The sequence below is a fragment of the Saccharopolyspora aridisoli genome (assembly GCF_004348445.1).
In the GTDB taxonomy this organism is placed as follows: Bacteria; Actinomycetota; Actinomycetes; order Mycobacteriales; family Pseudonocardiaceae; genus Saccharopolyspora; species Saccharopolyspora aridisoli.
The window spans coordinates 22,342-36,638 of sequence record NZ_SMKV01000010.1 but is presented as its reverse complement, the minus strand read 5'-3'; the positions used below and the strand labels follow the sequence as shown (position 1 = coordinate 36,638).

Below are 14,297 nucleotides of genomic sequence, written 5' to 3'. Positions count from 1 at the left end.
TGCCCGGGTTGTCCGCGACGCCCCGGAAGAGGGCGCCGACCGCTCGGTGACGAACAACGTGTGGTCCGACCACTCGGTCACCGCGCGGAGCGGCTGCGGATCGGTGATGTCGGGAGCCATGTCCTCCGTGGTGGCGGTCGCGGGTTTTGCTGGCGAAGGGACCGTCCTTCGTGGGTGCGGACACGCCGCCACGCCACAGTTATGCTGGCGGCATGCATGCTTCCGCGGAGTCTTCCGCCGAGGAGCGTTTGCGACGCATCGAACTGGTCACGGACACCGCGCTCGCACACCTGGACGTCAGGGACCTGCTGCGTGAGGTACTGGCACGAGTGAGCGATGTCCTTGACGTGGACGTCGCGACTGCCCTGCTCCTCGACGCCGACGGCGACGAGTTGATCGCCACGGCAGCCGTGGGCATCGAGGACGACGTCAAGCAGGGTGTTCGGATGCCGGTGGGACACGGTTTCGCCGGCACCGTGCTGGCCGGGCGCGAGGCCTGCGTCTTCGACCGCGTGGTCGACGAGATGCTGGTCAGCCGAGCACTGCGGGACAAGGGCATCAGCTCGCTCGTGGGCGCGCCCATGGTCGTCGACGGCGAGACGCTCGGCGTGCTGTGCGTCGGTGCCTTCAACGAGCGCGGATTCACCGACGAGGACGCACGACTGGTCCAAGCCGCCGCCGACCGCATCGCCTCGGTCTCGAAGGTCGGTGCCTCACGCGCCGAGCGCATCGCGGCGACCGTGCTGCAGCACAGCCTGCTCCCCGAGAGGTTGCCCACGATCCCGGGCGCTTCGATGGACGGGCGCTACGTCGGAGGCGCGGACAACGGGGTCGGCGGTGACTGGTACGACGTCTTCCGGCTTCCGTCTGGGCGGATCGGGATGGTCGTGGGTGACGTCGTCGGGCACGGTCTGTCGGCGGCCGTGGTCATGGGGCGTCTGCGCAGCGCGCTCCGGGCCTACGCGCTCGACGACGAGGACCCTGCCCGCGTGCTGCACAAGCTCGACCGCAAGGTCACCCACTTCGAGCCTGATGCCATGGCCACCGTGTGCTACGCGCTCTACGACCCGGCCGAGGCGCGGCTGGAGCTCTCGCTGGCAGGGCACCTGCCCCCGGTGCTCGCGCTGCCCGGTGATTGCGGCGACCTCGTCAAGGCGCCGGTGGACCCACCGGTCGGCGTGGAGGTGTCGAAGCGGCGGCGTCGCTCGACCGAGATCAGGGTTCCGCCGGAGTCCGCTGTGTGCTTCTACACCGACGGACTCATCGAACGCCGCCAGCAGCCGATCGACATCGGGCTGGAGGCCCTGTGCGCAGCGGTCGTCAGCGCACCAGCGGACGAGGTGTGCGCTTCGGTGATGAACCAGCTGATGAGTGTGACGTCGTCCGGGGACGACGTCACACTGCTGGTCCTGAGCAGGTGACCACTGCGGGCCCGCCGCGACCCTGAGCTGACCCGCAATCGCCTGCTCATCTCGTTTGCTGCCATGGCTTCCGGGTACTCCGTTGCCGGATCGGAGGAAGGCTTGCCTGAGCGACGGATGCCCGCACGGGCCGATGGAAACTTCGTGCGGCACCCGGGCGTTGGCGTCATGTCGCCCCGCGGAGGGTTCGTGGACTACGAACAGACCTTGGACGAGATCGTGCGCCGAAGCGGGTTACGCACACGAACTGACGCTGACCGCGTCGTGCGGGCAACGTTGCGCACCTTGGCGTGTTGCGCCCCGGGCGACCTGGTCGCGGCGCTGGCAGCGGAGCTGCCGCCGGTCCTCGCCGAACCCCTGTCCGACGCGCCGCGCCGCACCGGTGTGGACCTGTGCGGTTTCATCCAGCGCGTCAGCCAGCTGTCCGAACTGGAGATCCCGCAGAGCACCTACGCAGCACGAGTCGTGTTCGAGCTGGTGCACGAGTCGGCGGGGCCCGGTGCGCTGGCCGCGGTTCGCCTCTCCCTCGGCCACGACTTGCGGGTGTTGTTCGACGCTGGTGCCCGTGGCGCGGGTCGTTGACCGCGCTGCGGCGCAGGGGGTGTCGGCCGCACGTGGTTCACATCGAGCGCGCTCGCGAGGTTCGGACGCGGGGTGGATCCTCCTCCAGCTGCTGGCTGGTCGTGCGCAGCGCGGTGTCCATGACCGATAACCTGCGGGAGCAGTTGAGCATGTTGACACCGATGGCGGCGAGGTCCTCGGCGGTCGGGGCGAGCACCGTGGTGTCGATGCCGGCTTCGTGCAGCTCGGCGACTTCGGCGGTGAGTCGGTCCGTCACCCGTCTGCGGAGGAGCCGTTCGGCGTGGGTCAGGGGGGAGAGCGGGCGGTCGACCGATTTCGCCGCCATCGGCGCCACCACGATGGCGGTGTCCACGTCCTCGTCGAGGAGCAGGTTGGCGTTCGTGCTGGAGCCGACCGCACCATCGACGTAGCGTCGGCCCGCGATGGTCACCGGTGGGAAGAGCCCCGGCACCGAGCAGGAGGCGACCACGGCCTCGGCGAGCGTCAGAGCGTCATCGGTACCCGGGTGGAAGACCTCGCGCCGTCCGTCGTCGTAGTCGGTCGCGACCACCTTCAGGGGCGAACGAGCGCTGTGGGAGCCCGCGATGTGCTCCATGAGTTCACGCAGGGCCCCCAGCGAGCCGCGGCCGCACGGGGCCAGCGCGGTGCACCAGTGCAGGAGGGGCGCGCCGAGGGGGTTGGCCAGGCATCGCGCCAGCAACCTCGGCGATCCCAACCCGGGCAGGCTCAGCGGACTGCGCAACAGCAAGGGGTTGGCGCAGTTGAACGCGTGTTCGGCCAGAACTCCTTCGTCAGGACAGCGCTGGCTGGCGTCGAGGTCCTGGGCGCTGGTGCCGCAGGCCAGCATCGCGGAGATCACCGAGCCGGACGAAGTGCCCACGATCGTGTCGCAGGTGCGGGGGTCGCAGCCACCGACGGTTTCCAGGGCGCGGAGCGCCCCTATGCTCCAGCACGCTCCCAGCACCCCTCCGGCCCCCAGCACGAGGCCGATACCGGATCCGGTTCTGCTGGGAGTGGCCTTCGCATCGCCTCGCGTGAGCATGGAGCCTCCGTAAGGTCGGTACGGGTTACCTCGTCCCCTCGGGACTTCACAGCGGGTTTCGCGCGGAGCGTCCCGTCCTCCCGCACCGGTTACCCGTGGTCGGCCCGACCAACCCGTTCACCGTTCCCGGCGGAGGGTGGTGGACGAGCCCCGGCGATGGGTGACCCAGTAGGCCCAGCACTCGGGCGTTTGGCGATCAGCCGCTGTTGGGGACCCATGAGGTGCGCTTTTTTGCCGAACCGCCTGCCGTGTGAAGGGAATGGTCCGCGCCATGGCACGAACGACCACTCACGAGGGCGATCTCGTCGCCGTTCTCACCAGCGATCACCGGGCCGTTGACTCGGCGTTCGAGAAGTACGAGAGCGGAGGGCTTTCCGAGGAGCAGCGTCGTGATCTCGTCGACCACATCATCACCGAGCTGGTGCGTCATTCGGTGGCCGAGGAGCAGTACCTCTACCCAGCCGCGCGCGAGCACTTGCCGGGCGGTGACGAGTTGGCCGACCACGAGATCGAGGAGCATGCCGAGGCTGAGAAGCTCATGAAGGAGCTCGAGCGGCTCGAGGTCTCAGATCCGGAATTCGACGAGAAGGTCCTCGAGCTCGCCCGGGACATCCGCCACCACGTCGAGGAGGAGGAACGAGGCCTGTTCCCCCGCCTCCAAGCGGCGTGCACGGTGGAGGAGCTCCGACACCTGGGGGACAAGATCCTCGAGGCGAAGGAACACGCCCCGACGCGCCCACACCCATCGGCACCGGACACCCCGCCCGCGAACATGGTCCTCGACCGGGGCGCGGGCATGATCGATCGGCTGCGGGACGCGCTGTCCGGACGACAGCGGTGAAGACGACCACGGCGGCTGCACCACCCCCGGCCGCTCGCGTGCCCACGTGACCGCGCGTCCCGCGAGCCGTCACCGAACCGGCACTCACCGCTCCGGGATCGTCCCGGCCCTGCTCGGTCGCGCCGGCGCCCCCTCCGCATCCGGCCTGATCTGGTCGCCGGTGCCCTCGTCGTAGGACGTGTCGTCGTCCGCGCCAGCGGCGGGGTTCTGCGTCGCCGGTTCACCTTCGGCCGGGTTCTGCTCGTGTTCGCCACGTGTCCCGCGGTCCATCACTTACCTCCCAACGCGTCCTTTCCGGGCACTCGTCGAGTTACCCGATGCGGGGACGACAGCAAACCCGCCTCGAGATCGGCCGGCCAGCGCTCCCCACGCCGTCCGCGCCCAGCCCACCGGCACTGTGTTGCGGTGACGGCTCCGGGGGTAGCCCCGAGGGGAAGGACGGATCATCACATGTGGTGCTGCGCGCGAGAGGGTGATCGTGGCTCCACCCCCGACGGCAGGAAGGCGGGTCCGGGAGTGCGAACCGCAGCGCGGTCACAGGTCGTCGTGATCACGGGCGCGACCGGTGGCGTTGGGCGGGCGGTGGCCCGCGAATACGCTCGGCGCGCCTGGGGGGTGGCCTTGCTCGCCCGGGGTAGCACCGGCCTGGAGGCCACCGCTGAGGAGGTCCGTGCAGCCGGATGTGAAGCGTTGCCCGTGGAGGTCGACGTCGCCGATGAGGAGCAGGTCAGCGACGCCGCCGAGCAGGTCGAGCAACGTCTGGGGCCGATCGACGTCTGGGTGAACGCGGCGTTCACCTCGGTGTTCGCGCCGTTCTCGCAGATCGCTCCGGAGGAGTTCCGTCGTGTCGTGGAAGTGGACCTCCTCGGATTCGTCCACGGGACGAGAGCTGCGCTGGAACGGATGCGTCCGCGCGATCGAGGAACGATCGTGCAGGTGGGCTCGGCGTTGGCCTACCGGGGTGTGCCGTTGCAGTCGGCCTACTGCGCTTCCAAGCACGCCGTTCAGGGCTTCCACGAGTCGCTGCGGTGCGAGCTGCTGCACGACCGCAGTGGTGTTCGGGTGACGATGGTGCAGCTTCCCGCCGTGAACACGCCGCAGTTCTCCTGGGTGCTGTCGCGGTTGCCGAAGCACCCGCAGCCGCTGCCGCCGATGTTCCAGCCGGAGGTGGCGGCCCGAGCCGTGGTGCACGCCGCCGATCATCCTCGTCGTCGCGAGTACTGGTGCGGGGGCAGCACGGTGGCCACCCTGATCGCGAACGCGCTCGCGCCGGGTGTTCTGGACCGCTACCTCGCGCGCAACGGTTTCGCGGCCCAGCAGACGGACGCGGTCTCCGATCCTGACCGCACCGCGAACCTGTGGGTGCCCGCCGACGGACGTTCGGGCCACGACCACGGAGCACGGGGTGTGTTCGACGAGGAGTCGAACACACGCAGTTGGCAGCTGTGGGCATCGCAACGCCACGGTGCCCTGGCTCTCGCGGCGATCGGTGCGGCCGCGTTGGCGACTGCCGCCGTGCGGCAGCGGAAGCGCTGACTGCGGGGCGGAATTCACGCCGCCCAGGGCGTTCCCGCGCCCCGAGCGGCGCCGTGGGGGCACGACGGCTCGCGCAATTCCGGCAGCAGCGAGGTCTCGACCTCGTGCTTCGGAAGCTGAAGGCCTCACGGGGCCCGCTCGGGTCAGCGCCAGGCGTCGAGGTGCTCGCCGCAGCGCTTCCGGCATCGTTCCCGCTCGGGGATCGCGATCGCGGGCAGTGAGCTCGCGCAACCCGCGGAAGTGCTCCACAGGGTGATGTCCGCTGTGACCGGGCGAGCCTCCGAATCGAACTGGACGGGATGCCGCGCGCGGCCAATGCCCGCGGCTACCGCCGTCACCCGTCAAGGTGTGCCGTGGCCTCGGTCGTGCCACTCGTGCATGTGCGTGGCGTGCGTGCGCAGGTAGGCGCCGGGTTTGAAGAAGTGGTCGTAGAAGTCCAGGTCGAGGTGGTGTGCTTGGACGTAGTTGAGGATGAACACCGTCGGCACTGTTGCGGGGAACTTGCCGAAGGTGTCGAAGATGTACTGGACTTGGAGTCCGACGCAGGACTTGAACGCGTCGTCGTGGACCTGGGCGCTCGCGCGGAATCCGGGGCTGTCGGTCCAGGCGCCTGGCGTGTCGCGGTGGAACGGACCGCCGGGTCCGAACTTCCGTTCGGCGAACGCGTCCACCGCTGCCCTCATGTCTTGGTGGTGGGGTGGGCAGTAGGCCTCGAAGACGCCATCGCGGCCGGTGGGGTTCGGTGTTGACCAGCGCTCGTCCTCGTCGTAGCGGAATCCGAGGCCCGGTACGTCGGGGTTGCCCGAGGCACCGAGCATCGAGAATCGGTCGATGCCGTCGAACATCCACCCGCCGAGTCCCATCGCCTGCAACATCAGCACACCCGCGTAGCACGCGGTCGCCAACTCGGCCGTGGCTTCGGTGAGCGCGTATTGCTCGGTGAAGGTCAGCGGGAACGGCTCGTCAACGTCGATCAGCCCGCTGAATTCGTCGAGGCCGGGGATCTTGCGGTCGTTGATGTCGTCGTAGATCGCGTAGCCGTTCTGGACGAAGAAGCACAGCACGGCGATCAGGTGCTGTGCCAGGTCGGCCACCGGAATGACCAGCAGCGAGCCGGGAACGTTGACGCACCAGGTGTTGTGCCCCTCGATGTAGGGCTCCTCGGCGGGCAGGTGCAGCCTGCTGGCGGAGAGCTGTTGCAACCGGTCGCGGTGGCGCTCGACCATCAGCTCTGGTGTGACTTCCTCGGCCGCCGGGTCGACGAGTGCCCCTGCGTCGCGGGTGGGGAAGTAGTACAGCCCCGAGTCGTCGGTGAAGAACAATTCGGCTGTGTGGAACCCGGCCGCGGAGGGAAAGGTGCGCCCAGCGGCCCCTCCGGCGTAGTTGGAGACGTGCGGTGCGTAGCGGGCATGTCGGGTGATCGAGTGGTGCCAGCCAGTCGTTCCGCCCATCGCGCTCAGCACGAGCATCCGTTCGAGCTCTGTGAGCGAGAAGGGTTCGTGCCGAGAGCGGTAGGCAAGGGGGCCGTCGGGAATCTCATCGCCCAGGGCGAAGCGCCGGGAGCGTCGGCCGAACAGCGCTTCCACCAGTGGGAAGGCTGCCAAGTCAGCCATCGCCTCAGTTCCAGCAGGCATCATCTGGTCGTACTTCACCACGACTGATCATCCCCCGTCTCCTCGTGTCACCGTTCAGTTCAGCGCCAGCGGACGGAAGCGACCAGAGTCGGAGGTCATTGTTCCCGTTCGCCGACGCGGCCCGATGTCGGGAACTCGGTGGTGCGTGCGTGGGAGTTGCGGGCGTCCACGTGGTCGTGGGGTGTGCTGGCGCGGTGGACGCGGTGGCCCGGGTCGTGTTTCGCGCGTCGGTCGTGGACTGCGGCGCACGCGTTCAACAACCGATCATCGCGCAGTGCCTCGCGCATCGCCCGGGTGTTCGGACCGTGGATCGCTTGCCTTCACGCGCCACGTCCGGCTTCGGGAAGCGCTGCGAGCTGCTGGGCGACGTCGATGAGATCGGGTCCGACGAAGTCGGCCGGGGTGAAGACGTCGCTGTAGTGGCCTTCGAGGCGGCTGGCCCAGCCGGTGGTGAGTCCGGCTCGTTTCGCGCCGTGGCAGTCGAACGCGTGCACGGCGACCAGGGCGACGTCGTGCGGGGCTTGGCCGATGGCGTTGAGGGCGTGGTCGTAGACGCGGGCGGGTGGCTTCCAGCTGTGGACGTCGGCCGCGCTGATGACCTGATCGATGTGGTGATCGAGTTCGTTGTGCTCGAGGAACCTGGTCGTGGTCTCGGTGGTGCCGTTGCTCAGGCAGATCATGGAGATGCCTGCCTCGGAGAGCGTGCGCATGGCGGGTTCGACGTCGGGGTGCGCGGGGAGTTCGTGGAACCCGGTCAGGACGTGGGCGATGGTGTCGTCGTCGAGGTCGCCGCGGGCGAGCGTTCTCAGCGCTGCTGCGGCGACGTCGGGGAAGGGCTCGTAGTCCCCTGCGAGGGTCAGGGCCATGCCGTCGCGCAGGAGCCGGTCGAACCAGCGCTCGAGCAGTTCGGGTGCGAGTCCCGCGTCTGCGAACCGGGGCCGGAGGGGTTGCAGGGACATGAGCGTTTCGACGACGTCGAACGCCACCGTGCGAGGTCGAGTGGGCATGGCTTCCTCCTGTACCCGTCAGCGGGGTCGTCCTTGTCATTCGGGTGGGTCGAGGCGATCTCCTGCTAGTTGGGTGGCTCGGGCCACTGCTGTCCCGGACGAATCAGGACTCGTCTTCACGGTTTCGACGAGATGTGCGGAGCGCAGGATCTGCACCGGCCCGTGTGCAGGGCGCGAACCTGGGCGGTGAGTTCCCGGTGGGCAACGCTGAGGCGCGATGTCGTGGTGGCAGGTGGGGAGGAGTCGACGGCGTAGCGCAGTGAGATCGGGTCCGAGCGCTCGCCGTCGGGAAGTCCCAGCCACCCGCGCAGCACACCCGAACCGTTCGGATGCCTCGGCTGGAACCGAGAGCGCCCCGTGAGATCCCGTCGATGCGGCTGACATCGGCGAAGGTGGTGCGCTTCGTGGTGGTCATGGTCGGATCCGCTCGCTGGTGGTGCGGGTCAGTTCGGGGTCGCGTCGTCCAGGATCGCCAGGGCGTTGCGGAGGCCCTGGTCGAGGATCGCGTCGGAGAGGCTCGGACCGGCCACCGCGCGGGCGAGCTGCAGCGTACCGAAAGGGCGTGGCGAAGAGGCTGAGGACTCGCGCGCGTGCCACATGGGGATCGTTCGCGGCGATGTCGTCGGCGATGTTGACCAGGCCGTCGGTGCAGGCCTGCTCGGCGGTGTCGCCGCAGCGACCGATCTCGTCGAGCGGTGCCGGGTACGGGCAGCGGTGCTCGCCGATGACATCCCGCGACGGGTCAACGACCTTCCGTCGATGGGGAGCGTCGATCTGCAACGGGGCGGTTCCGGATTCGTGGGTTGCGGTCCAACGTTCAGGCGCGCTCCACCAGTCGTCCAGTCCGTGATTCGGTCCGCGATACCGGAAGTCCGCAGTATGCTCCCGTCCTTTCCGGACAAAACTGACACTGACGAGGAGATCGACCTATGCTGCACCGGGTCGCGGCCGTGGCCGCAGCCACGCTGCTCACGACGATGACGGTGACGACGGCGGTGACCGCGGCTCCCGCGGAGCCGACCGCCACCGTCACCAACATCGCCCATCGCGGGGCGTCTGCTTACGCGCCGGAGAACACCCTGGACGCCGTTCGGCTGGGTGCCGAGATGCAGGCCGACCTCGTCGAGATCGATGTCCAGCAGACCAAGGACGAGCAGCTGGTCGTCATCCACGACACCACGCTGTCGCGCACCACCGATGTCGAGCAGAAGTTCCCCGACCGGGCGCCGTGGCGGGTCGCGGACTTCACGTTGGAGGAGATCCGCACGCTCGACGCGGGCTCCTGGAAGGACCCGCGCTACACCGGCGCCACGGTGCCCACCTTCACCGAGGTCCTCGACGAGTTGGAGCGCACCGCCTCCGGCCTGCTGCTGGAGGCCAAGGCGCCGGAGCTCTACCCGGGCATCGCCGAGCGGATCGCCGGTGAGCTGCAGCAGCGTCCCCAGTGGATGCAGCCCGACCCCCTGGCGCAGCACCTGGTGGTGCAGAGCTTCAACTGGGACTTCATCCGCCACTTCCACGGCCTGCTCCCGGCGGTCCAGGTGGGTGTGCTGGGTGCGCCGACCACGGACCAGCTCGCTGAGGTCGCCACCTACTCCAACCAGGTCAACCCGCACCACTCGGCCGCGACCCCGGAGTACGTCGCCGCTGTTCACGAGCACGGCATGCGCATCAACCCGTACACGGTCAACGACCCGGCCCTGATGCGCGCGCTGATCGCCAACCGCGTCGACGGCATCATCAGCGACCGGCCGGACGTCCTCCGGGAGGAGATCCGCAACACCCGCCCAGCAGCCTGACGACCAACCTCCGCGGGGTGTCGGCACCGAGTGGTGCCGGAACACCGCCGTGATGGTGGGACCCGGTGCGGAAGGTGGCACCCCGAGCGGCTCCGTCGTCCATCGGGCAGGCGCGGTCCGCGTGCGCTGACAACGACGCCCCGACCAGGCTTCGCAGGTCGGGGCGTCGTTGCGGCGTTGGGGTCGGTCAGGCGCTGCGCAGGCGGTCCCAGGGGCCGGTGATGGCGTAGAGGACGCCGGGGTTCTGAACGCTGACGAAGAGGGTGTTGCCGTCAGGGGAGTGGACGGGGCCGCAGAACTCGCTGTACTCCGGCTCGGCTTCGGTGCCGGTGTTGATCTCGTTGCGGGCCAGCGGGTAGGTCTGGCCTTCGAAGGTCGCTCCGAACAGGTGCTGCTGCCCGTCTCCGTCCTCGGCGAGGATCAGGCCGTTGCCCCGGGAGGAGACGGTGATGTTGTCGGGGCCATCGAAGTTGGCGTCGTCGTCCTGGTCGTACTCGAACCGCAGCTTGAGCTCGATGGTCTGGTTGCGCGGGTTGTAGAACCACACCTGACCGTCGTGCGGGGTGCCCGGGCTGTCTTCGAGGCGGGCGTAGCTGCAGACGAAGTAGGCTCCGCCTTCGCCCCACCAGGCGCCCTCGAGCTTGCGCCCACGGGTGATCTGGTCGTCGGTGAACTGCTCGCGGATCGCGGTCGCGGCTGCGGCGCGGTCCGCAACAGCCACCCAGGTCACGCCGTAGGTGGTGCCGACCTCGGTCGCACGGGACAGGTCGTCGACGTGCTGACCGGACTTGTCGGCGGCCTTCATGGCTTCGAAGGTGCCGTCGTCGTCGCCGAGCGCGCGGAGCTTGCCGTGGCCCAGCGGCAGTGCGGAGGCCGGCGGGGTGAAGCGGTAGAACAGGCCGTTCGGGCCCGACGCGTCTTCGGTCTGGTAGATGTGCCCGGTGTTCGGGTCGACGACGGCTGCCTCGTGGGAGAACCGGCCGAGTGCCTTGATCGGCTTCGGGTTCTGGTTCGCCTCGCGATCGTAGGGGTCGACCTCGAAGGTGTGGCCGTGGTCGAACAGCTGCCCGTCCTCACCGGCCTTGTCCTCGGTCTCCTCGCAGCTCAACCAGGTGTTCCACGGGGTGCGGCCACCCGCGCAGTTGGTGGAGGTGCCAGCCAGCGCGACGTACTCGGCGACGCGGTTGCCCTCGGCGTCGACCTCGACGACGGTGCAGCCGCCAGGGGAGACCGGGTCGTAGGTGAGGCCGTCGAGCCGAGGCACCGGGAACTCGGCGTTCTGGCTGACCTTGATCTCGTGGTTGTACACGATCACGCTGCCGCCCTCGGGGCGGATGAAAGCGGCCATGCCGTCGTGCTTCTGCGGCGTGGCTTCGCCGGATTCGAGCTTCGTCTTGCCGGCTTCGGCGACGATCTTGTAGCTGAACCCCGCGGGGAGCGACAGCAGACCCGCGGGATCGGGCACCAGCGGACCGTAACCGGCGGGCTGGCCGTCACCGGCAGAGGCCGGTGCGGCGGCGGTCACCGCTCCGACGTTGCCGACGAGGGCGATTCCGATGCCGCCCAGCAGCGAGCGGTTGACGAACTGCCTGCGAGAAAGATTCATGTGCGACTCCACGTGAGAACGATCGAAGCAGCGCACCAGCCTCGTCGGCGGGCGGGTACGTTCGATGAACCTGGTGGGGCGAAAGGGCGTCGGCGTCGCGAATTCGCTGCTCACGTCGATGGCGCGGTCTCGGCTGCGTGAGCTCGCGGTTCCGTCGAAGGGGGACGTCGACATGCGGCTGGGCCGCATCGGGAATCTGCGGCGCGACCTGCTCACCTGGCGGCCGCGCCTCGGCCGGATCGCCCTGGGCGTATTGACATGGACGTCAACGTCAACAAGTGTTGGTCGGGATCACGTGCCGCCACTCGTTCCGGAGGGGCTGCTTTGACCACATCCATCCGCAGGGCTTCCCGTCCGGCCTCGGCGTGCGACGACCCGAAAGCCGTTCCCGCACTCGTCCTGTCAACCCCCTGATGTCCGCTTCCCGGGCACACGCCGAAGGCCGGCACCGAGGTCACGACGATGGAGTCGGGACGACGAGTGACGCCCAGGAGCGTGCGCGGGCCAATCGCCGAGAGGCGTCGGGCCCTCGGCGCGAGGAACTGCTCGCTGCTGCCGCCGCGTGCTTCGACGACCTCGGTTACGCGGCGACCACGGTCGAGCTGATCGCGGCCCGGGCGCAGACCTCGCGCCCGACGTTCTACGCCTACTTGCGATCCAAGGACGAGGCGTTCCTCGCGGTCACCGAGCAGGTCTGCGCTCAGCTCGAATCCACCCAGCAGCTGGACGGGATCGACTCCCTCCCGCCGGTCACCGTGCTGCGGTCGACCACTCGCGCGTTCGCGGAGGCGATCTTCGCCAACGGGTCGCTGGTGGCGCAGATCGACAGCCGTGCCGGGGTCGACCCCGAAGTGGACGCGTTGTGGAGCACGCTGCGGCGGCGGCTGGTGCGGCGCTTCGCCCACTACCTGTCCGGGCTGGACCCGACCACGATCGACCCCTGCGTGCCGCCCCAGCAGCTGGTGTCGATGCTGAGCGATTCGATCGTCCGCGGCGCCGCCCGGCTCGGTCACGCTCCTGACCGCGACCGCGAGCAGTTCATCAACGATCACATCCGGCTGACCGAGCGCGCCGTCGGCGTCGCCGCCGACTAGCGCCCGGACCTCAGGAGGCCCGAATGCCGTCGTCCCGCCGTGAAGAGGCCCTAGCCGAAGTCCGCCGACTGCAGGCGACCAACTGGCCGGATCAGGTGCCGGGCGCCGTCGTGCACCCCGTCGAGGTGCCCGGCCTGCCTGAACACCTCCGGCACTGGGCCGAAACCCGCCCGGACACCCCCGCGATCTCGTTCTACGGCCGGGACATCACCTATGCCGAGTACGACGAGCTGAGCGACCGCTTCGCCGGCTGGCTCGGCGAGCGCGGTGTGGAGCCGGGGGACCGGGTGGGCGTGTTCCTGAGCAACTGCCCCCAGTTCCTCATCGCGATGGTGGGCGTTCTCAAGGCGGGCGCGGTGCACGTGCCGATCAACCCCATGTTCCGGGGCCACGAGCTGCGGTACGAGCTGGAGGACGCGGGGGTGACGGCGCTGCTGGCGCAGGACACGTTCGCCGACCTCGTCGAATCGGTGCGCGGCGACGCACGTTTGCGGCACGTGGCCTACACCGGCCTCGCTGACCTGCTCACCGCCGACCCCGACGTGCCGGTGCCGTTCGAGCTCACCGCCGAGCGTTCGGACTGGGCCGAGATCAGCGCCTCGGCGCCCGCTGAAGCGCGGCCGAGCGACCCCGACGCGCTGGCGGCGCTCAACTACACCGGCGGGACGACCGGGCTGCCGAAGGGCTGCGAGCACACCCAGCGGCACATGGTCTACACGGCGGCGACGGCCAGCTTGGCCGGGGGGACGCAAGTGGGCGACCCCGGTGTCGTGTCGCTGAACTTCCTGCCCGTGTTCTGGATCGCCGGCGAGGACTTCGGCGTCCTGAAACCGCTGGTGAACGGCCAGCAGGTCGTCCTCATGACGCGCTGGGACCCGGCCACGGCCGTCGCCCTGGTCGAGCGGCACGGCGTGACCGACGTGGTCGCCACGGTCGACAACTACGTGGAGCTGATGGACGGGCCGGGTTTCGAGGGTGCGCGGGTAGCGTCGTTGCGCAACGCGCTCGCGGTCTCGTTCGTGCTGAAGTTGACCCCGGAGGTCCGGGCGCGGTGGCGGGAGGCCACCGGCAGCGTCCTGCGGGAGGCGTCGTACGGCATGACCGAGACGCACACGGCCGACACGTTCACGCTCGGGTTCCAGGACGGCGATCGGGATCTGCACGCAGACCCGGTGTTCTGCGGGCTGCCCGTTCCGGGGACCGATGTCCTGATCGTCGACGACTCCGGCGATCCGGTGCCGGTGGGCACGTCGGGGGAGATCATCGTGCGGAGCCCGTCGATCCTGACCGGCTACTACGGTCGGCCCGACGCGACCGCGGAGACGATCCGCGACGGCTGGCTGCACACCGGCGACGTGGGACGGCTCGACGAGTGGGGCGCACTGCACTACCTGGCGCGCGCCAAGGAGATGATCAAGACCAACGGGATGAGCGTGTTCCCGTCCGAGGTCGAAGCCCTGCTGCGCCTGCACCCGGCGATCCGTTCGGTGTCGGTGGTGCCCCGTCCCGACCGCGCGAAAGGCCAAGTGGCGGTGGCGTTCGTGGTGCTGGACAGCAGCGCCGGGAGCGACGACCTGCGCGCGTGGGCGAAGGACAACATGGCCGGGTACAAGGTGCCCGATCTCGTCGTGGTGGACCAGCTGCCGATGACGGCCACGGGCAAGGTGCGCAAGGGCGAACTCCTCGACCGCGCCGCAGAACTGCCCGCAGCCCGTGACCGCGCGTAGACCGAGGG

Annotated in this window: 14 protein-coding genes; 8 read left to right on the top strand and 6 right to left on the bottom strand. The window is 69.2% G+C overall.

Annotated features, from left to right (window positions below; all coding sequences use genetic code 11):
- Nucleotides 1-212: 212 nt before the first annotated feature.
- Nucleotides 213-1,421, top strand: coding sequence for a PP2C family protein-serine/threonine phosphatase (locus E1161_RS10315; RefSeq protein ID WP_132622042.1), 1,209 nt, complete (start codon nucleotides 213-215; stop codon nucleotides 1,419-1,421).
- Between the two features lie 63 nt (nucleotides 1,422-1,484).
- Nucleotides 1,485-2,003, top strand: a complete 519-nt coding sequence (locus tag E1161_RS10310; RefSeq protein ID WP_132622040.1) for a DUF2267 domain-containing protein — start codon at nucleotides 1,485-1,487, stop codon at nucleotides 2,001-2,003.
- A 37-nt stretch (nucleotides 2,004-2,040) separates the two neighbouring features.
- Here the strand turns inward: E1161_RS10310 and E1161_RS10305 are convergent, their stop codons facing one another.
- Entirely contained in the window at nucleotides 2,041-3,045 is a 1,005-nt protein-coding gene (locus tag E1161_RS10305) for a patatin-like phospholipase family protein (protein WP_132622038.1), read from the bottom strand.
- A 271-nt stretch (nucleotides 3,046-3,316) separates the two neighbouring features.
- Between E1161_RS10305 and E1161_RS10300 the strand changes: the two genes are divergently transcribed.
- Complete coding sequence (locus tag E1161_RS10300; RefSeq protein WP_132622036.1) at nucleotides 3,317-3,886, top strand: hemerythrin domain-containing protein; 570 nt, start codon at nucleotides 3,317-3,319, stop codon at nucleotides 3,884-3,886.
- A gap of 84 nt (nucleotides 3,887-3,970) precedes the next feature.
- Here the strand turns inward: E1161_RS10300 and E1161_RS10295 are convergent, their stop codons facing one another.
- Entirely contained in the window at nucleotides 3,971-4,156 is a 186-nt protein-coding gene (locus tag E1161_RS10295; RefSeq protein WP_132622034.1) for a hypothetical protein, read from the bottom strand.
- A 246-nt stretch (nucleotides 4,157-4,402) separates the two neighbouring features.
- Here E1161_RS10295 and E1161_RS10290 point away from each other — a divergent pair, with 246 nt between their 5' ends.
- On the top strand, nucleotides 4,403-5,422 hold the full coding sequence (locus E1161_RS10290; protein WP_235874925.1) for an SDR family oxidoreductase: 1,020 nt from the start codon (nucleotides 4,403-4,405) through the stop codon (nucleotides 5,420-5,422).
- A gap of 341 nt (nucleotides 5,423-5,763) precedes the next feature.
- Here E1161_RS10290 and E1161_RS10285 read toward each other — a convergent pair whose 3' ends face one another.
- The 3 genes from E1161_RS10285 to E1161_RS27100 all read right to left on the bottom strand — a co-directional run bounded on the left by E1161_RS10285 (nucleotide 5,764) and on the right by E1161_RS27100 (nucleotide 8,662).
- The gene (locus E1161_RS10285) at nucleotides 5,764-7,035 is read right to left on the bottom strand and encodes a hypothetical protein (RefSeq protein WP_235874924.1); all 1,272 of its coding nucleotides are present in this window, start codon (nucleotides 7,033-7,035) and stop codon (nucleotides 5,764-5,766) included.
- A 341-nt stretch (nucleotides 7,036-7,376) separates the two neighbouring features.
- A complete protein-coding gene (locus tag E1161_RS10280) occupies nucleotides 7,377-8,063 on the bottom strand; it encodes a haloacid dehalogenase type II (protein WP_132622030.1) in 687 nt (228 codons plus the stop codon).
- 443 nt (nucleotides 8,064-8,506) lie between these two features.
- Complete coding sequence (locus E1161_RS27100; protein WP_165939743.1) at nucleotides 8,507-8,662, bottom strand: hypothetical protein; 156 nt, start codon at nucleotides 8,660-8,662, stop codon at nucleotides 8,507-8,509.
- A 330-nt stretch (nucleotides 8,663-8,992) separates the two neighbouring features.
- Between E1161_RS27100 and E1161_RS10275 the strand changes: the two genes are divergently transcribed.
- Entirely contained in the window at nucleotides 8,993-9,862 is an 870-nt protein-coding gene (locus E1161_RS10275) for a glycerophosphodiester phosphodiesterase (RefSeq protein ID WP_132622028.1), read from the top strand.
- Between the two features lie 187 nt (nucleotides 9,863-10,049).
- Here E1161_RS10275 and E1161_RS10270 read toward each other — a convergent pair whose 3' ends face one another.
- Entirely contained in the window at nucleotides 10,050-11,468 is a 1,419-nt protein-coding gene (locus E1161_RS10270) for an alkaline phosphatase PhoX (protein ID WP_132622026.1), read from the bottom strand.
- Nucleotides 11,469-11,532: 64 nt separating this feature from the next.
- On the opposite strand from E1161_RS10270, the gene E1161_RS10265 reads away from it, so the two are divergent.
- From E1161_RS10265 to E1161_RS10255, 3 genes are all read left to right on the top strand, one after another.
- The gene (locus tag E1161_RS10265; protein ID WP_132622024.1) at nucleotides 11,533-11,796 is read left to right on the top strand and encodes a hypothetical protein; all 264 of its coding nucleotides are present in this window, start codon (nucleotides 11,533-11,535) and stop codon (nucleotides 11,794-11,796) included.
- An 85-nt stretch (nucleotides 11,797-11,881) separates the two neighbouring features.
- Entirely contained in the window at nucleotides 11,882-12,562 is a 681-nt protein-coding gene (locus tag E1161_RS10260; RefSeq protein WP_132622022.1) for a TetR/AcrR family transcriptional regulator, read from the top strand.
- 23 nt (nucleotides 12,563-12,585) lie between these two features.
- Complete coding sequence (locus E1161_RS10255) at nucleotides 12,586-14,289, top strand: AMP-binding protein (protein ID WP_132622020.1); 1,704 nt, start codon at nucleotides 12,586-12,588, stop codon at nucleotides 14,287-14,289.
- The last annotated feature ends 8 nt before the right edge of the window (nucleotides 14,290-14,297 follow it).

Coding starts and splice junctions, on each gene's coding strand:
- E1161_RS10315 (WP_132622042.1), top strand. CDS start 213: ATGCATGCTTCCGCGGAGTCTTCCGCCGAGGAGCGTTTGCGACGCATC.
- E1161_RS10310 (WP_132622040.1), top strand. CDS start 1,485: ATGGCTTCCGGGTACTCCGTTGCCGGATCGGAGGAAGGCTTGCCTGAG.
- E1161_RS10305 (WP_132622038.1), bottom strand. CDS start 3,045: ATGCTCACGCGAGGCGATGCGAAGGCCACTCCCAGCAGAACCGGATCC.
- E1161_RS10300 (WP_132622036.1), top strand. CDS start 3,317: ATGGCACGAACGACCACTCACGAGGGCGATCTCGTCGCCGTTCTCACC.
- E1161_RS10295 (WP_132622034.1), bottom strand. CDS start 4,156: ATGGACCGCGGGACACGTGGCGAACACGAGCAGAACCCGGCCGAAGGT.
- E1161_RS10285 (WP_235874924.1), bottom strand. CDS start 7,035: ATGGCTGACTTGGCAGCCTTCCCACTGGTGGAAGCGCTGTTCGGCCGA.
- E1161_RS10280 (WP_132622030.1), bottom strand. CDS start 8,063: ATGCCCACTCGACCTCGCACGGTGGCGTTCGACGTCGTCGAAACGCTC.
- E1161_RS27100 (WP_165939743.1), bottom strand. CDS start 8,662: ATGTGGCACGCGCGCGAGTCCTCAGCCTCTTCGCCACGCCCTTTCGGT.
- E1161_RS10275 (WP_132622028.1), top strand. CDS start 8,993: ATGCTGCACCGGGTCGCGGCCGTGGCCGCAGCCACGCTGCTCACGACG.
- E1161_RS10270 (WP_132622026.1), bottom strand. CDS start 11,468: ATGAATCTTTCTCGCAGGCAGTTCGTCAACCGCTCGCTGCTGGGCGGC.
- E1161_RS10265 (WP_132622024.1), top strand. CDS start 11,533: ATGAACCTGGTGGGGCGAAAGGGCGTCGGCGTCGCGAATTCGCTGCTC.
- E1161_RS10260 (WP_132622022.1), top strand. CDS start 11,882: ATGTCCGCTTCCCGGGCACACGCCGAAGGCCGGCACCGAGGTCACGAC.
- E1161_RS10255 (WP_132622020.1), top strand. CDS start 12,586: ATGCCGTCGTCCCGCCGTGAAGAGGCCCTAGCCGAAGTCCGCCGACTG.